This is a genomic window from Streptomyces sp. NRRL F-2580 (genome assembly GCF_000720115.1).
GTDB lineage: Bacteria > Actinomycetota > Actinomycetes > Streptomycetales > Streptomycetaceae > Streptomyces.
The window spans coordinates 103,948-119,137 of the sequence record NZ_JOIR01000019.1; the positions used below are offsets into that span (position 1 = coordinate 103,948).

15 protein-coding genes are annotated in these 15,190 nt (G+C 72.0%); 11 read left to right on the plus strand and 4 right to left on the minus strand.

Annotated features, from left to right (window positions below; genetic code table 11):
• The first annotated feature begins 80 nt into the window (after window positions 1-80).
• Both IF88_RS0122355 and IF88_RS0122360 read left to right on the plus strand, forming a co-directional pair.
• Window positions 81-1,166 carry an ABC transporter permease gene (locus tag IF88_RS0122355; RefSeq protein ID WP_030715239.1) on the plus strand — a complete coding sequence of 362 codons (1,086 nt, stop codon included), beginning with the start codon at window positions 81-83 and terminating at the stop codon, window positions 1,164-1,166.
• On the plus strand, window positions 1,163-1,882 hold the full coding sequence (locus IF88_RS0122360) for an ABC transporter ATP-binding protein (protein ID WP_051837337.1): 720 nt from the start codon (window positions 1,163-1,165) through the stop codon (window positions 1,880-1,882). The genes IF88_RS0122355 and IF88_RS0122360 overlap by 4 nt, the downstream gene beginning before the upstream one ends.
• A gap of 150 nt (window positions 1,883-2,032) precedes the next feature.
• Here the strand turns inward: IF88_RS0122360 and IF88_RS0122365 are convergent, their stop codons facing one another.
• Window positions 2,033-2,836, minus strand: a complete 804-nt coding sequence (locus tag IF88_RS0122365) for an IclR family transcriptional regulator (RefSeq protein ID WP_030715241.1) — start codon at window positions 2,834-2,836, stop codon at window positions 2,033-2,035.
• Between the two features lie 337 nt (window positions 2,837-3,173).
• Here IF88_RS0122365 and allB point away from each other — a divergent pair, with 337 nt between their 5' ends.
• Together allB and alc are read left to right on the plus strand one after the other, a co-directional pair.
• Window positions 3,174-4,508, plus strand: a complete 1,335-nt coding sequence (gene allB / locus IF88_RS0122370; protein WP_420710995.1) for an allantoinase AllB — start codon at window positions 3,174-3,176, stop codon at window positions 4,506-4,508.
• 2 nt (window positions 4,509-4,510) lie between these two features.
• Window positions 4,511-5,629, plus strand: coding sequence for an allantoicase (gene alc, locus IF88_RS0122375; protein WP_030715244.1), 1,119 nt, complete (start codon window positions 4,511-4,513; stop codon window positions 5,627-5,629).
• A 638-nt stretch (window positions 5,630-6,267) separates the two neighbouring features.
• Here alc and IF88_RS0122380 read toward each other — a convergent pair.
• Window positions 6,268-6,999 (minus strand): 3-oxoacyl-ACP reductase family protein, encoded by a 732-nt coding sequence (locus IF88_RS0122380; protein ID WP_030715246.1) that lies wholly within the window; start codon window positions 6,997-6,999, stop codon window positions 6,268-6,270.
• Window positions 7,000-7,181: 182 nt separating this feature from the next.
• Between IF88_RS0122380 and IF88_RS0122385 the strand changes: the two genes are divergently transcribed.
• Complete coding sequence (locus IF88_RS0122385) at window positions 7,182-7,796, plus strand: dihydrofolate reductase family protein (RefSeq protein WP_030715248.1); 615 nt, start codon at window positions 7,182-7,184, stop codon at window positions 7,794-7,796.
• A gap of 1 nt (window position 7,797) precedes the next feature.
• Here the strand turns inward: IF88_RS0122385 and IF88_RS42270 are convergent, their stop codons facing one another.
• Window positions 7,798-8,166, minus strand: coding sequence for a hypothetical protein (locus IF88_RS42270; protein WP_051837339.1), 369 nt, complete (start codon window positions 8,164-8,166; stop codon window positions 7,798-7,800).
• Window positions 8,167-8,300: 134 nt separating this feature from the next.
• Between IF88_RS42270 and IF88_RS0122395 the strand changes: the two genes are divergently transcribed.
• Window positions 8,301-9,221 (plus strand): DMT family transporter, encoded by a 921-nt coding sequence (locus tag IF88_RS0122395; protein WP_030715253.1) that lies wholly within the window; start codon window positions 8,301-8,303, stop codon window positions 9,219-9,221.
• Between the two features lie 62 nt (window positions 9,222-9,283).
• Here IF88_RS0122395 and IF88_RS0122400 read toward each other — a convergent pair whose 3' ends face one another.
• Entirely contained in the window at window positions 9,284-10,297 is a 1,014-nt protein-coding gene (locus tag IF88_RS0122400) for a Gfo/Idh/MocA family oxidoreductase (protein WP_030715257.1), read from the minus strand.
• Window positions 10,298-10,522: 225 nt separating this feature from the next.
• Here IF88_RS0122400 and IF88_RS0122405 point away from each other — a divergent pair, with 225 nt between their 5' ends.
• Genes IF88_RS0122405 through IF88_RS0122425 form a run of 5 tightly spaced genes read left to right on the plus strand, consistent with a single transcriptional unit; the run spans window position 10,523 to window position 15,153 of the window.
• Window positions 10,523-11,503, plus strand: a complete 981-nt coding sequence (locus IF88_RS0122405; protein ID WP_030715260.1) for a substrate-binding domain-containing protein — start codon at window positions 10,523-10,525, stop codon at window positions 11,501-11,503.
• Window positions 11,500-12,534, plus strand: a complete 1,035-nt coding sequence (locus IF88_RS0122410; RefSeq protein ID WP_030715268.1) for an ABC transporter permease — start codon at window positions 11,500-11,502, stop codon at window positions 12,532-12,534. The genes IF88_RS0122405 and IF88_RS0122410 overlap by 4 nt, the downstream gene beginning before the upstream one ends.
• Entirely contained in the window at window positions 12,501-13,394 is an 894-nt protein-coding gene (locus IF88_RS0122415) for an ATP-binding cassette domain-containing protein (RefSeq protein ID WP_199808111.1), read from the plus strand. Before IF88_RS0122410 ends, IF88_RS0122415 begins: the two co-directional genes overlap by 34 nt.
• Entirely contained in the window at window positions 13,391-14,563 is a 1,173-nt protein-coding gene (locus tag IF88_RS0122420; RefSeq protein ID WP_030715272.1) for an ROK family glucokinase, read from the plus strand. The genes IF88_RS0122415 and IF88_RS0122420 overlap by 4 nt, the downstream gene beginning before the upstream one ends.
• On the plus strand, window positions 14,560-15,153 hold the full coding sequence (locus IF88_RS0122425) for a hypothetical protein (protein WP_030715275.1): 594 nt from the start codon (window positions 14,560-14,562) through the stop codon (window positions 15,151-15,153). The genes IF88_RS0122420 and IF88_RS0122425 overlap by 4 nt, the downstream gene beginning before the upstream one ends.
• Window positions 15,154-15,190 lie beyond the last annotated feature (37 nt).

Below are 15,190 nucleotides of genomic sequence, written 5' to 3' on the forward strand. Positions count from 1 at the left end.
GTACCGGTGCGTCCTTCGATACGAGGATCCCTACTGTGGCGCGATGCCTTGTGTCCACGCGGAAGACCAAGGTGGGGAACATGTTCGTCGCATGGAGAGATCTACGGTTCGCCAAGGGGCGGTTCGCCCTCATGGGCTCGGTCGTCCTGCTGATCACGCTGCTGGTCGGCCTGCTGTCCGGGCTCACCTCCGGCCTGGCCCGGGAGAACATCTCGGCCATCACCGGCCTGCCCGCCTCGCACCTGGCCTTCGCCGCGCCCGCGGGGGACCAGAAGGTGTCCTTCACCAACTCCCAGGTTCCCGAGTCCGCCTGGCTGGCCTGGCGGAAGCAGCCCGGGGTGACCTCGGCGGAGCCGCTCGGCATCCGCACCACCAACGCCGTCTCGGGTGAGCGCACCGCCGCCGTCTCGGTCTTCGGTGTGGACCCCGCCGGCCGGCTCGGGCCGCGGAACGCGGGCCTCGCACAAGGCCAGGTGGTCCTCGCCGAGAAGGCCGCCAAGGAGCTCGGCGGCCTCACCGCGGGCGCCGAGCTCAAGATCGGCCCGCTGGAACTGACGGTGGCCGCCGTCTCCGGGACCGCCGCCTACAGCCACACCCCGGTGGTCTGGATGGACCTCAACGACTGGCAGCGCATCGCAAACCCCGGCACATCCATCGATACCCTCGCCACCGTCGTCGCCGTCTCCGGCAGCGGCCTGGACCTCGCGGCCGCCGACGAGGCCGCCGCGACCAAGGCCCAGACCGTCGACGAGGCCCTGGGCGCCATAGGCTCGTACCAGGCCGAGAACGGCTCCCTCCAGCTGATGCGCGGCTTCCTCTTCGTCATCTCCGCCCTGGTGATAGGGGCCTTCTTCACGGTGTGGACCATCCAGCGCAGCGGCGACATCGCCGTCCTGAAGGCACTGGGTGCCTCCACGCCGTACCTGCTGAAGGACGCCCTCGGCCAGGCCGTGGTGATGCTGGCCATCGGCACCGGGCTGGGCACCGCGCTGGCCGTCGGCTTCGGCGCGCTGATCAGCGGCGGGAACGTGCCCTTCGTGCTCGACGCCGCCACGGTCCTCGTCCCCGCCGCGATCATGACCGTGCTCGGCGCGCTGGGCGCGGCCCTGTCCATCCGGCGGATCACCGCCGTCGACCCGCTGACCGCCCTCGGGAGTGCCCGATGACCCTGCTCGTCCACGACGTCACGCTCACCTACCCCGATGGCGAGAGCCGGCTCACCGCCCTGGACGACGTCAGCCTGGAGGTGCCCGCCGGCACCTTGACGGCGGTGATCGGACCCTCCGGCTCCGGCAAGTCCAGCCTGCTCGCGGTCGCCGCCACCCTGGTCACCCCGGACTCCGGCCGGGTCGTCGTCGCCGGCCGGGACACAGTGGGGCTCAGCGCGGCCGAGAAGTCGGCCCTGCGCCGCGAGAAGATCGGCATCGTCTTCCAGCAGCCGAACCTGCTGGCCTCGCTGACCGCCGCCGAACAGCTCCAGGTGATGGCGCACCTTTCCGGGCGGCCCGCCAAGGCCCTGCGCCGCCGTGCGCTGGAGCTGCTGGACGCGGTGGGGCTGGCGGACAAGGCCGACAAGCGGCCGCACCAGCTCTCCGGCGGCCAGCGCCAGCGGATCAACATCGCCCGTGCCCTGATGAACGAGCCCGCCGTGCTGCTGGTCGACGAGCCGACCAGCGCCCTGGACCACGAGCGCGGCGCCGCCGTGCTCGACCTGCTGGTCTCCCTGACCCGCGAGCGCTCCACCGCCACGGTCGTGGTCACCCACGACCACGCCCACCTGGAGCGGATGGACCGTACGGCGACGATGGCCGACGGCCGCCTGATGCCCGCCCCGGAGCCGGGCGCCGGACCCGGCGCCCTGAGCGGCGTACGGGCCTCCTGAGCGGCGTACGAGGGCCCGCGGGCCCTCCCGCGCACCCGGACCGGGACCCGGACCCGGACCGGGACCCGGACCGGGACCCGGCACGCGAAGGCCCCGGCCGCTCCTCGCTCCGAGGGACGGCCGGGGCCTTCGCGTACGTGCGCCTGCCGCCTAGGCGGGGGTCTGGTTGGACAGGGCCACCGACAGCTCGGCGGCCACGCCCTGCAGGATCGGCACGAAGGACTCGGCCACGGCCTCGGTGACCCGGCCCGCCGGGCCCGAGATGGAGATCGCGGCGGCGGTCGGCGAGTTCGGCACCGAGACGGCGAGGCAGCGGACTCCTATCTCCTGCTCGTTGTCGTCGACCGCGTAGCCCGCCTTGCGCACCTGCTCCAGGGCGTCGAGGAAGCCCTCGGGCGTGGTGATGGTCTTCTCGGTCGCCGCCGGCATGCCGGTGCGCGCGAGGAGGGCGCGTACCTCGTCGGCGGGGGTGTGGGCCAGGAGCGCCTTGCCCACGCCGGTGGAGTGCGGCAGCACCCGGCGGCCGACCTCGGTGAACATGCGCATGGAGTGCTTGGACGGCACCTGGGCGACGTAGACGATCTCGTCCCCGTCGAGCAGGGCCATGTTCGCCGTCTCGCCGGTCTCCTCGACCAGGCGGGCGAGGTAGGGGCGGGCCCAGGTGCCCAGCAGCCGCGAGGCGGACTCGCCGAGGCGGATCAGACGCGGGCCGAGGGAGTACCGTCGGTTGGGCTGCTGGCGGACGTAACCGCACGCCACCAGCGTGCGCATCAGGCGGTGGATCGTGGGCAGGGGCAGACCGCTGGCGGCGGAGAGCTCGCTGAGGCCGACCTCGCCCCCGGCATCGGCCATGCGTTCGAGCAGATCGAAGGCGCGCTCAAGGGACTGGACGCCACCGCTGGCGGCAGGGGTCTTTGAGGAAGCGTCGGTGGTGCTGGCGCTGGACGTCGGCACGGCGCGGTCCTTTCGGTGCTGGCAGGCAAGGGAGCAGCCTACCCGGCGGTCGGCGTCGGTCCCAGTGCTGGGGTCGGGACCGTCGCCGCCGGTCAGAGGCGGTTTGTCCTGGTGGCGGACATCCTCGGAAAGTTACCTGCCCAGTTCCCGGTGGTGGTAGCTACATTCTGGATAGTGAAATCTTAATTCCATCCTGTGGAAACATCCAATTGCAGTCCCGGTGTGTCAGTGGTCCGTCCGGGCGCTCTTGACTGGCTCCGGATCGCCGGGAAGACTCCGTCAACAGAACGTTGAATTTCGCTCTGTGGAAGTAGATGGGGAGGTTCCGGTGGCCGACGTGGCTGTGGAACTGGTACTGCGCTCGACGCGCGTCATCACCCCCGAGGGGACGCGCGCCGCCTCGGTGGCCGTCGCCGGCGGGAAGATCACGGCCGTGCTGGCGTACGAGGCCGAGGTACCGGCCGGAGCCCGGCTGGAGGACTTCGGCGACGACGTCCTGCTCCCCGGCCTGGTCGACACCCACGTCCACGTGAACGACCCGGGCCGTACCGAGTGGGAGGGTTTCTGGACGGCCACCCGTGCCGCGGCGGCCGGCGGCATCACCACGATCCTCGACATGCCGCTGAACTCTCTGCCGCCGACCACCACGACCGACAACCTGCGCGTCAAGCAGGAGGTCGCCCGCGCCAAGGCGCACGTGGACGTCGGCTTCTGGGGCGGCGCCCTGCCCGACAACGTCAAGGACCTGCGCCCGCTGCACGACGCCGGTGTCTACGGCTTCAAGTGCTTCCTGTCGCCCTCGGGCGTCGACGAGTTCCCCGAACTCGACCAGGAGCAGCTGGCCACCTCCCTCGCCGAGATCACCGGCTTCGGCGGCCTGCTGATCGTGCACGCCGAGGACCCGCACCACCTCGACGCCGCCCCGGTCGTCCCCGGCCCCAAGTACGCCGACTTCCTCGCGTCCCGTCCGCGCGACGCCGAGAACACCGCGATCGGCAACCTGATCGCCCAGGCGAAGCGGCTGAACGCGCGCGTCCACGTACTGCACCTGTCGTCCTCCGACGCGCTGCCGCTGATCGCCGCCGCCAAGGCCGAGGGCATCAAGATCACCGTCGAGTCCTGCCCGCACTACCTCACCCTCACGGCCGAGGAAGTACCGGACGGCGCCAGCGAGTTCAAGTGCTGCCCGCCCATCCGTGAGGCCGCCAACCAGGACCTCCTGTGGGACGCGCTCGCGGACGGCACCATCGACTGCATCGTCTCCGACCACTCGCCCTCCACCGCGGACCTGAAGACCAGCGACTTCTCCACCGCGTGGGGCGGCATCTCCTCCCTCCAGCTGGGCCTGCCCGCCATCTGGACCGAGGCGCGCCGCCGCGGCCGGACCCTGGAGGACGTCGTCCGCTGGATGTCCGCGGCCCCGGCCGCGCTGGCCGGCCTGGCGCAGAAGGGCGCGATCGAGGTGGGCCGCGACGCCGACTTCGCCGTGCTCGCCCCCGAAGAAACGTTCACTGTGGACCCGGCCGAACTCCACCACCGCAACCAGGTCACGGCGTACGCGGGCAAGACCCTGCACGGCGTCGTGAAGTCCACCTGGCTGCGCGGTGCGCAGATCGCCGACCACGGCACCCCGACCGAGCCCACGGGCCTCCTCCTCGAAAGGCAGAACTGACAGTGGCGATTCCCTCCTTCACCGGCAACGCGAACCCGTACGGAGGCGGCGACCCGTACGCGGACTACCGCACCGCGGACTTCCCGTTCACCCAGTACGCGAACCTCGCCGCCCGTGAGCTGGGCGCCGGCGTCATCGCTGCCAACGACGAGTTCTTCGCCCAGCGCGAGAACCTCCTCATCGCCGAGGCCGCGCACTTCGACCCCGAGCACTTCGGTCACAAGGGCAAGATCATGGACGGTTGGGAGACCCGCCGCCGCCGTGGCGTCTCCGCCACCCAGCCCTGGCCGACCGCCGAGGACCACGACTGGGCGCTCGTCCGCCTGGGCGCCCCCGGCGTCATCCGCGGCATCGTCGTCGACACCGCCCACTTCCGCGGCAACATGCCGCAGGCCGTCTCCATCGAGGGCACCAACTGGGAGGGCGCCCTGGCGCCGACCCCGGAGGAGCTCCTGGGCGACGACGTGAAGTGGACGACCCTGGTCGAGCGCACCGCGGTCGGCGGCCACGCGGCCAACGGCTTCGAGGTCGCCGTCGAGCAGCGCTTCACGCACCTGCGCGTCAACCAGCACCCGGACGGCGGCATCGCCCGCCTGCGCGTCTACGGCGAGGTCCTGCCCGACCCGAAGTGGCTCGCGGCGCTCGGCTCCTTCGACGTGGTGGCCCTGGAGAACGGCGGCTCCGTCCAGGACGCCTCCAACCGCTTCTACTCCCCGCCGACCAACACCATCAACCCGGGCCGCTCCCGCAAGATGGACGACGGCTGGGAGACCGCCCGCCGCCGCGACAACGGCAACGACTGGATCCGCTACCAGCTCGTCACCGAGTCCGAGATCCGCGCCGTCGAGATCGACACCGCGTACCTCAAGGGCAACTCGGCTGGCTGGGCCTCGCTGTCGGTCAAGACCGGTGAGGAGGGCGAGTGGACGGAGTTCCTGCCGCGCACCCGCCTGCAGCCCGACACCAACCACCGGTTCGTCCTCGACGCCCCGGCGGTCGGCACCCACGTACGGATCGACATCTTCCCGGACGGCGGCTTCTCCCGCCTGCGCTTGTACGGCTCCCTGACGGAGACCGGCGAGGCCGCGCTGACCGCCCGTCACCAGGAGCTGGGCGGCTGACGCCACCCTGTTCGACCGCCCGCCCCGGGAGCCGACACTCCCGGGGTCGTGCACGGCCCGAGGGGGCGCACCGCGACGCGGCGCGCCCCCTCGGCATTCCCCCGGTCTTCCCCCTGCCGTGCGAACTCCCTTACGGGTGGGGCACAGCGGAGCGCGGCGGCTCCGCCCGGGGGCCGGCCGTCGCGGACAGGAGCAGCCCCGTATGACGGAGCAGACCATCCAGGCCGTCCCCGCGCCGCCGCCGCGCCCGCGCGAGGAGCGCCTCAAGGACGCCTTGGCCCGCTTTCGAGAACGACGTGGCGCGTGGGTCGCCAGCGCCGACGCGGACGGCGTCCTGCTGGCTCCGTTGACCCGCCCGGCGCGGCGGGTTGTGCCGAGGCCGAGCGGGTGGGGGCCGGTTGTGCCGGGGGCGGGCGCGCGCCGGGGCGTCTCCTCGGGCGCCGAACGTGTCGGGGGGTCGGAGGGCCGAGGCACCTTGCGTTCCGGCGGGGTCCGGGGCGGAGCCCCGATCTTTGAGCCGGACCATCCGGCCCCGCCGCACCATTCAGCCCCTCCGGCGTTTGAGGAGCGGGGTGCGGGGCGGAGCCCCGGCAGGGGGGCCGCACCGGGAGACGGCGGCATCCCCAGGCGGGAGCCGGCTAGGCGGAGTGGCCGCCGTCGACCGCGAATTCCGCCCCGGTGACGTACGCCGCCCCGGGTCCGGCCAGGAAGGCCACCATGTCGGCCACCTCGCCCGCCGTGCCGAAGCGTCCCAGGGCGGTCATCGCCGCCTGGGGGTCGGCGTACGGTCCGTCGGCGGGGTTCATGTCGGTGTCCACCGGCCCCGGGTGGACGATGTTCGCGGTGATCCCGCGCCCGCCCAGCTCCCGGGCGAGGGCCTTCGTCAGGCCGATCAGCGCCGACTTGCTCATCGCGTAGAGCGTTCCGCCGGGCCCCGGCACCCGCTTGGTCATGCAGGTACCGATGGTGATGATCCGCCCGCCCTGCCCCAGTTCGGCCGCCGCGGCCTGCGTGGCGGTGAACACCCCGCGCACGTTGACCGCGAGCACCCGGTCCACGTCGGCCGCGGTCAGCGCCTCCAGCGGCCCGAGCACGCCCACCCCCGCATTGTTGACCAGCACGTCGAGCCGCCCGAACTCCCGCACGACCCGCCCCACGACCTCGGCGCCGGCTTCCGGATCCCCGGCGTCGGCGCGCACCGCGAGCACCCGCCGTCCGAGCGCCTCGACCTTTCCGGCCACCTCGGCCGCGGCCTCCTCGCCGCGGACATAGGTGAACGCGACGTCCGCGCCCTCCTCGGCCAGCCGCAAGACGGTCGCGGCCCCGATCCCCCTGCTGCCACCCGTCACCAGTGCCACTTTGCCGTCCATGACGTTCCTCCTCGATCGCCCACCAGTTGGTTGCGAGTTCAATAAAATCGCGGAGGGGTCGAGGACGCTGGCAGGAATCCGACCTCGCGTTTCCCGCGAGGGTGTGCGTGGCGTCGCGATGAGGTTTCGGGGGTCCGGGAGTCTGCATTCGTGTAGGGATGCCGAGCTAGGAGCGCAGAGCCATGGGCAAGCTGACCCTGACCACCTTCGTGACCCTCGACGGCGTAATGCAGGCGCCCGGGGGGACGGAGGAGGACCGCAGCGGCGGGTTCGAGTACGGCGGGTGGCTGGTGCCGTTCGCCGACGAGGGCATGCTGGAGTTCGTCAAGGACGTCTACGGACGGACCGAGGCGTTCCTGCTCGGGCGGCGGACGTACGAGATCTTCGCCGGGTACTGGCCGCACCACGACGATCCGGCCGACCCCATCGCGGGCAACCTGAACCGGCTGCCGAAGTACGTGGCCTCCACCACGCTCAGGGAGCCGGCCTGGGGCCCGGTCACCGTGCTCGACGGGGAGCACCTGCAGAGCGAGATCGTCCGGGTCAAGGACACGCTGGAGGGAGAGCTCCAGGTGCACGGCAGCGGGCAGCTCGCGCAGTGGCTGCTGGCCCGGGACCTCGTGGACGAGCTGAACCTGCTGGTCTTCCCGGTGTTCCTGGGCGCGGGGCGGAAGCTGTTCTCGACCGGCGGACTGCCGACCGCCTTCGAGGTGACGGACTCCCGTACGACCTCGGTCGGAACCTCCATCCACACCTACCGGCCGAAGGGGCGGGCCGCCTTCGGCACGTTCACCTGAGTCAGCGAGGGTCCAGGGCGAGCTGGACCACGCGGCCCTCGCGGAGGACCAGGAGGTCCGGGGCCTCGTTCTCGTAGTGGCGGAGGCGGCCGAGCGGGCCCGGCGGGCGGACGTGGGGGGCCAGGAGCAGCAGGAGGTCCTCCAGCTCCGGGAGCTGTTCCTCGTGGACCTCCTGGCGGGTGGTCAGGGCCCAGCCGCCGCGTTCGGCCGGTCCGAACTCTCCGACGAGCATGCCGCCGACGCGCCACGCCGGGCCCCGGGTCGAGAGCAGTCCGTCCCCCGTCAGTTGGCGCCGCACCTCCGCGAGCACGTCGTCGGGCGTGCTGTCGAGCAGGTCGAACGCCAGGTCCAGGGCGTAGAGATCAGCCATGCCGCCGATGCTACGGGTCCCGCGGGGGCGGCCGGTAAAGGAGTCGCCCCGCATGATCGGCTCGGGTAGCGTGAGCGCGCATCCGTGCGAGCCGCCGAAGTCTCCACCTCCCCCGTGCCGTCGGAGACACCCCCATGACCGTGCTCTCGCCCGCCGTCGAAGTCGAAGCCCCCCGCCGGGCCTGGCTCGCCGATCTGCCCGTGCTGGCCGTCGCCGTCGTCTGGGGCGGGAGCTACCTTGCCGCCAAGGGCATCACCACCACCCACACCGTCGTCGCCGTGCTCGTGCTGCGGTTCGCGCTCGTGCTGCCGGTCCTGGTCGTCGCCGGGTGGTCGCGGCTGCGCGCCCTGACGCCGGCGCAGTCGCGCGCCGCCGGACTGCTGGGCCTCGTACTCGGCGGGATCTTCCTCCTGGAGACCTACGGGGTCGTCCACACCTCCGCGACCAACGCCGGGCTGATCATCAGCCTGACCATGATCTTCACCCCGCTGGCCGAGGCCGCGGTGCGGCGGCAGGCGCCCTCCGGCGGATTCCTCGGGGCCGCGGCCGTCTCCGTGGCCGGTGTCGTGCTGCTCACCCAGGGCGCCGGATTCTGCGCGCCCGGCCTCGGTGACCTGCTGATCCTCGGCGCAGCCCTCGCCCGGACCCTGCACGTCCTGCTCATGGCCCGGATCGAGGCGGTCCGGGACGCCGACTCGCTGTCGCTGACCACCGTGCAGCTCGGCGGCGCCGTGCTCGTCTTCGCGCTGCTGGCCGCCGTGCCCGGGACCGGGGCGAGCCCGTGGGCCGCCGCGGCCGGCTTCGGGCCCGCGGAGTGGGCCGGGCTGGCCTTCCTCTCCGTCTTCTGCACCCTCTTCGCCTTCTTCGTGCAGATGTGGGCCGTGCGCCGGACCTCGCCCTCCCGGGTCAGCCTGCTGCTCGGCACCGAGCCGCTGTGGGCGGCCGTCGCCGGCATCGCCATCGGAGGGGAGGATCCGGGGCTCCTCGGTTACGCGGGCGCCCTCCTGGTCCTGGTCGGCACCGCGTGGGGTCGGCGCGCCGTCACCACCGCCTGAGGGTGGCCGGAAAGCTCGCAGCCACAGGTGATCACCCGGCTTAGTGTGGCCCCGTGCCCCGCTTACAGAACCGGCAGGTCCCGGAGCTCCTCCAGCCGGACCCGGCGCCGTTCCCGGCGCGAGAGTTCGCAGGCCTCCGCGATCCGGAAGGCCGCCAGCGCCTCCCGGCCGTCGCACGGGTTGGGCCCCTCGCCCCGCACCAGCCGGATGAAGGCCGCCAGCTCGGCCTCGTACGCCGGGGCGAAACGTTCCAGGAAGCCGGTCCACGGCTTGCTCGCCGGCGGTGGGCCGTGCGGTTCGGTGGAGGCGATCGGCGTCCGGTCGTCCAGCCCCACCGAGACCTGGTCCAGCTCCCCGGCCAGCTCCATCCGTACGTCGTACCCGGCGCCGTTGCACCGCGTGCCGGTGGCCGTGACCAGGGTTCCGTCATCCAGCGTCAGCACGGCGGCCGCCGTGTCGATGTCGCCCGCCTCCCGGAACAGAGCGGGTCCGGCGTCCGACCCGGCCGCGTACACCTCGACCACCTCGTGCCCGGTCACCCAGCGGACCATGTCGAAGTCGTGCACCAGACAGTCCCGGTACAGGCCGCCCGAGGTCGCCAGGTACGCGGCGGCCGGCGGCGCCGGATCGGCCGTCATCGTCCGTACGGTGTGCAGCCGCCCCAGGGCGCCCGAGCGGACCAGCTCCCGGGCCGTGCCGTAGCCCGCGTCGAAGCGGCGCATGAACCCCACCTGGAGCAGCCCGCCCGCGGCCCTCACCTCACGCAGTGCCGCCAGGGTCCGGTTCAGGTCCGGGGCCAGCGGTTTCTCGCAGAAGACCGGCAGCCCGCCGCGCACCGCCCGTACGACGAGATCCGCGTGGGCCTCGGTCGCCGATGCCACGACCACCGCGTCCACGCCCCACGTGAAGACCTGCTCCACGCTGGGCGCGGCAGTGGCCCCGAGCCGGTCGGCGAGGCGCGCCGCCCGCTCGGGATCGGCGTCCGCGAGCAGGAGCGAGCCCGCATCCCGGTGGCGGGCCAGCGCCGCCGCGTGGAAGGAGCCGATCCGGCCCGTTCCGATGAGCCCGATGCGCATGCACTCAACCTGACCCTGTCGGCGGAACCTGTCAATCCGCCCGCGCATGTCAACCTGCGCGTGAGTGCCCCGATGACCCTTCATGGTCGACTGTGGCGGATACTGAGCGGCTGGACCGGAATGGAGCCGGAATGACCGCATTGGTGACCGGCTCGACGGCGGACCGAATTGGTGACGAGGGAAGGGCACGGCGACGTGGCTAGGGTTCGGACAGGGGTGCGCGTCGTGGGCGCCGTGCTCGCGGCGGTACTGGGGGCCTCGCTCGCGGGCTGCAGCAGTACGGGGGGCAAGCGCGCCGAGGAGCGGGCGAAGGCCGCCGAGGCGGGTCGGCCCGCCGTCTCCACCCCGCGCTGGACCTTCGCGATGGTCACGCACGCGGGCGACGGCGACACCTTCTGGGACATCGTCCAGAAGGGCGCCAAGGAGGCCGCGGCGAAGGACAACATCAACTTCGTCTACGCCCACGACGACCAGGCCCAGCAGCAGGCGCAGTTCGTGCAGAACGCCATCGACCAGAAGGTGGACGGGATCGTCGTCAGCCTCGCCAAGCCGGAGGCCCTCAAGGACGTCATCGCCAAGGCCGTGAAGGCCGGCATCCCGGTGATCACGGTCAACTCCGGCTCCGCCCAGTCCGCCGAGTACGGCGCGCTGACCCACATCGGCCAGGACGAGGAGATCGCCGGCGAGGCGGTCGGCACCGAGCTGAACAAGCGCGGCCGCAAGAAGGCCGTCTGCGTCCTGCACGAGCAGGGCAACGTGGGCCACGAGCAGCGCTGCGCCGGGGCGAAGAAGACCTTCTCCGGGACGATGGAGAACCTGTACGTCGAGGGCACCAACATGCCCTCCGTCCAGGCGTCCATCCAGGCGAAGCTCCAGGCCGACCCGTCCGTCGACGCGATCATCACCCTCGGCGCCCCCTTCGCCCCGACCGCGATCAAGGCGAAGGACGCGGCGGCCGGCAAGGCCGAGGTCGACACCTTCGACCTCAACGCGTCGGTGGCCCGCGACCTCAAGTCGGGGGCCCTCGGCTTCGCCGTCGACCAGCAGCCCTACCTCCAGGGCTACGAGGCCATCGACCTGCTCTGGCTGTACCGCTACAACGCGAACGTGCTCGGCGGCGGCCGCCCGGTGCTCACCGGACCGCAGATCGTCACCGCCGCCGAGGCGTCCAAGCTGGAGGAGTTCATCAAGCGGGGCAGCCGATGAGCGCGCCCGCCGCCGTCGACGAACGGCTCGCACCCACTTCCGTCGTGCGCAAGCTGCTCGCCCGCCCGGAGCTGGGCTCCGTGGTCGGCGCCGCCGCCGTCTTCGTCTTCTTCTCCTTCGCCGCCCCCAGCTTCCTGCAGGCCTCCAGCCTGAGCACGATCCTGTACTCGGCCTCCACCATCGGGATCATGGCCGCTCCGGTGGCCCTGCTGATGATCGGCGGCGAGTTCGACCTCTCCGCCGGTGTCATGGTCACGACCTCCGCGCTGGTGAGCTCGATGTTCAGCTACCAGATGACGGCCGACGTCTGGGTCGGCGTCGCCGTGTCCCTGCTGGTCACGCTGGCCATCGGCTTCTTCAACGGCTTCATGCTGACCCGCACCAAACTGCCCAGCTTCATCATCACGCTCGGCACCTTCCTGATGCTGACCGGCCTGAACCTCGGCTTCACCAAGTTGATCAGCGGCTCGGTCTCCACCAAGACCATCGCCGACATGGAGGGCTTCTCCTCCGCGCGGGCCCTCTTCGCCTCGCAGTGGAACGTCGGCTCGGTCACCCTCAAGGTCACCATCCTGTGGTGGCTGGCCATCGTCGCCGTGGCCACCTGGATCCTGCTGCGCACCCGCGCCGGGAACTGGATCTTCGCCGTGGGCGGCGGGGCCGACGCGGCCCGCGCGACCGGCGTGCCCGTCGTGAAGACCCGTATCGGCCTCTACATGGGCGTCGCCCTGTGCGCCTGGATCTCCGGGCAGCACATCCTCTTCTCGTTCGACGTGGTCCAGTCGGGCGAGGGCGTCGGCAACGAGTTCCTCTACATCATCGCGGCCGTCATCGGCGGCTGCCTGATGACCGGCGGCTACGGCTCCGCCATCGGCTCGGCGGTCGGCGCCTTCATCTTCGGCATGACCAGCAACGGCATCGTGTACGCGCAGTGGAACCCGGACTGGTTCAAGTTCTTCCTCGGCGCGATGCTCCTGCTGGCCACGCTGCTCAACGCATGGGTCCGCAAGCGGGCGGAGGCACGGGCATGACCGGCGACGCACTCGTCAGGCTGACCGACGTCAGCAAGTACTACGGCAACATCCGCGCCCTCCAGGGGGTCTCCCTGGAGGTCTCGGCGGGCGAGATCACCTGTGTCCTCGGTGACAACGGCGCCGGCAAGTCCACCCTCATCAAGATCATCGCGGGCCTGCACCGGCACGACTCGGGCACCTTCGAGATCGAGGGCGAGGAGACCGTGCTCGCCAACCCGCGCGCGGCCCTGGACCGCGGCATCGCCACCGTCTACCAGGACCTCGCCGTCGTCCCGCTGATGCCGGTCTGGCGCAACTTCTTCCTCGGCTCCGAGCCCACCAGGGGCCACGGCCCCTTCCGCCGCCTCGACGTGCCCCTCATGCGCGAGACCACCCGAGCCGAGCTGCTGCGCATGGGCATCGACCTGCGCGACGTCGACCAGCCCATCGGCACCCTGTCCGGCGGTGAACGCCAGTGCGTGGCCATCGCCCGCGCCGTGTACTTCGGCGCCAAGGTCCTCGTACTCGACGAGCCCACCGCGGCCCTCGGCGTGAAGCAGTCCGGCGTGGTCCTCAAGTACGTCGCCGCCGCCCGCGACGCGGGCCTCGGCGTGGTCCTGATCACCCACAACCCGCACCACGCGTACCTGGTGGGGGACCGTTTCGTCCTCCTCAAGCGCGGCACCATGGCGGGCAGCCACACCCGCGACTCGATCACGCTCGACGAGCTCACCCGGCAGATGGCGGGCGGCTCCGAGCTGGACGAACTGAGCCACGAACTGGAGCGGGTGGCAGAATCGGGGGCAGACGCCCCACCCGGCGCAGCCGACCCGGCTTCCCGTACCACCCCAGCCAAGAGGGACGACACGACTCGATGAGCACGTACCGGGACTTCACGCTCACCCACCGGGGGTCGGCGCGAGGCACCGTCCTGCGGACCATCGGAACCCGTGAGCGCCGGTCGCACCTGACCGCCCCGCGCGTGCCGACCGTCGGGATCGACATCGGCGGCACCAAGGTGATGGCCGGGGTCGTCGACGCCGACGGAATCATCCTGGAGAAGATCCGCACCGAGACCCCGGACAAGTCCAAGAGCCCCAAGGTCGTCGAGGACACCATCGTCGAGCTGGTCCTGGACCTCTCCGACCGGCACGACGTGCACGCGGTCGGCATCGGGGCCGCCGGCTGGGTGGACGCCGACCGCTCCCGGGTCCTGTTCGCACCCCATCTGGCCTGGCGCGACGAGCCGCTGCGCGACGCGCTCCAGTCCCGGCTCGCGGTCCCGGTCATGGTGGACAACGACGCCAACACCGCCGCCTGGGCCGAGTGGCGCTTCGGCGCCGGGCGCGGCGAGGACCACCTCGTCATGATCACGCTCGGCACCGGCATCGGCGGGGCCATCCTGGAGGGCGGCCAGGTCAAGCGCGGACGCTTCGGGGTCGCCGGCGAGTTCGGCCACATGCAGGTCGTCCCCGGCGGCCACCGCTGCCCCTGCGGCAACCGCGGCTGCTGGGAGCAGTACAGCTCCGGAAACGCCCTGGTCCGCGAGGCCCGCGAGCTGGCCGCCGCCGACTCCCCGGTCGCGTACAACATCATCGCCAGGGTCGGCGGCAACGTCCACGAGATCACCGGGCCGCTCATCACCGAGCTCGCCCGTGAGGGCGACGCCATGTGCGTCGAGCTGCTCCAGGACATCGGCCAGTGGCTCGGCGTCGGCATCGCCAACCTCGCCGCCGCCCTCGACCCCTCCTGCTTCGTCATCGGCGGTGGCGTCAGCGCCGCCGACGACCTGCTGATCGGTCCCGCGCGGGAGGCCTTCCGCCGCCACCTCACCGGCCGCGGCTACCGGCCGGAGGCGCGCATCGCCAAGGCCCAGCTCGGCCCCGAGGCCGGTATGGTCGGCGCCGCCGACCTCGCCCGGCTCGTCGCCCGGCGCTTCCGCCGCGCCACCCGCCGGCGGGTCGAGCGCTACGAACGGTACGAGCGCTACGTGCAGCAGCTGGGCCGGCGCGACCCCGCCGGATCCGAGGACCAGGAAAAACCGTGACACCGCCCTCCCTGCCCCACCAGGCCCCCGCACCCGACGCGGACGCCACGCCGCCGCCCACCGCCGAGGACCGCAGGCACGTCGTCAAGCGCCGCTGGATCACCGCGATCATCATCGTGCTGCTGATCGGCGTACCCGCGGGCTACCTCGCGATCTCCACCCAGCAGAGCCGCGAGAGCGGCCGTGACAAGGCCGCCAAGGTCGGCGCGTCCGAGGTGCGCCCCGGCTGGCCCTCCAAGGTGCAGCGCAGCATCTACGAGGTCCCGATCCCGCCGAAGGCCTGGCGGGTCGGGTTCCTGGAGACGAACAACTGGCGCACCAGCCGGCTGTTCACCGCGTTCGCGGTGACCCCCGAGGACCTGGACGCCTTCCTCGCCGCCGTCGGCACCAGCCGGGCCGGGCTGACGCGGGGCGAGGTCTCGATCTCCGCGCACGACTCCGAGGTCGCCGGCTGGAGCTGGAGCCCGGAGGCCACCTGGTACGGGACCACCCTGGAACAGCCGGACCCGCGCCCCACCCGGGACATCACGGTGGACCTCACCGACCCCGAGAAGCCCCGGGTCTACGTGGTCTCCACGACCACTCCCTGACCGGGGCCCGTCCGGCGCCAAGGGCTGTCCCGTAATC

Coding starts and splice junctions, on each gene's coding strand:
- IF88_RS0122395 (WP_030715253.1), top strand. CDS start 8,301: ATGACCGTGCTCTCGCCCGCCGTCGAAGTCGAAGCCCCCCGCCGGGCC.
- IF88_RS42270 (WP_051837339.1), bottom strand. CDS start 8,166: ATGGCTGATCTCTACGCCCTGGACCTGGCGTTCGACCTGCTCGACAGC.
- IF88_RS0122410 (WP_030715268.1), top strand. CDS start 11,500: ATGAGCGCGCCCGCCGCCGTCGACGAACGGCTCGCACCCACTTCCGTC.
- IF88_RS0122400 (WP_030715257.1), bottom strand. CDS start 10,297: ATGCGCATCGGGCTCATCGGAACGGGCCGGATCGGCTCCTTCCACGCG.
- IF88_RS0122355 (WP_030715239.1), top strand. CDS start 81: ATGTTCGTCGCATGGAGAGATCTACGGTTCGCCAAGGGGCGGTTCGCC.
- IF88_RS0122385 (WP_030715248.1), top strand. CDS start 7,182: ATGGGCAAGCTGACCCTGACCACCTTCGTGACCCTCGACGGCGTAATG.
- IF88_RS0122420 (WP_030715272.1), top strand. CDS start 13,391: ATGAGCACGTACCGGGACTTCACGCTCACCCACCGGGGGTCGGCGCGA.
- IF88_RS0122380 (WP_030715246.1), bottom strand. CDS start 6,999: ATGGACGGCAAAGTGGCACTGGTGACGGGTGGCAGCAGGGGGATCGGG.
- IF88_RS0122415 (WP_199808111.1), top strand. CDS start 12,501: ATGGGTCCGCAAGCGGGCGGAGGCACGGGCATGACCGGCGACGCACTC.
- IF88_RS0122360 (WP_051837337.1), top strand. CDS start 1,163: ATGACCCTGCTCGTCCACGACGTCACGCTCACCTACCCCGATGGCGAG.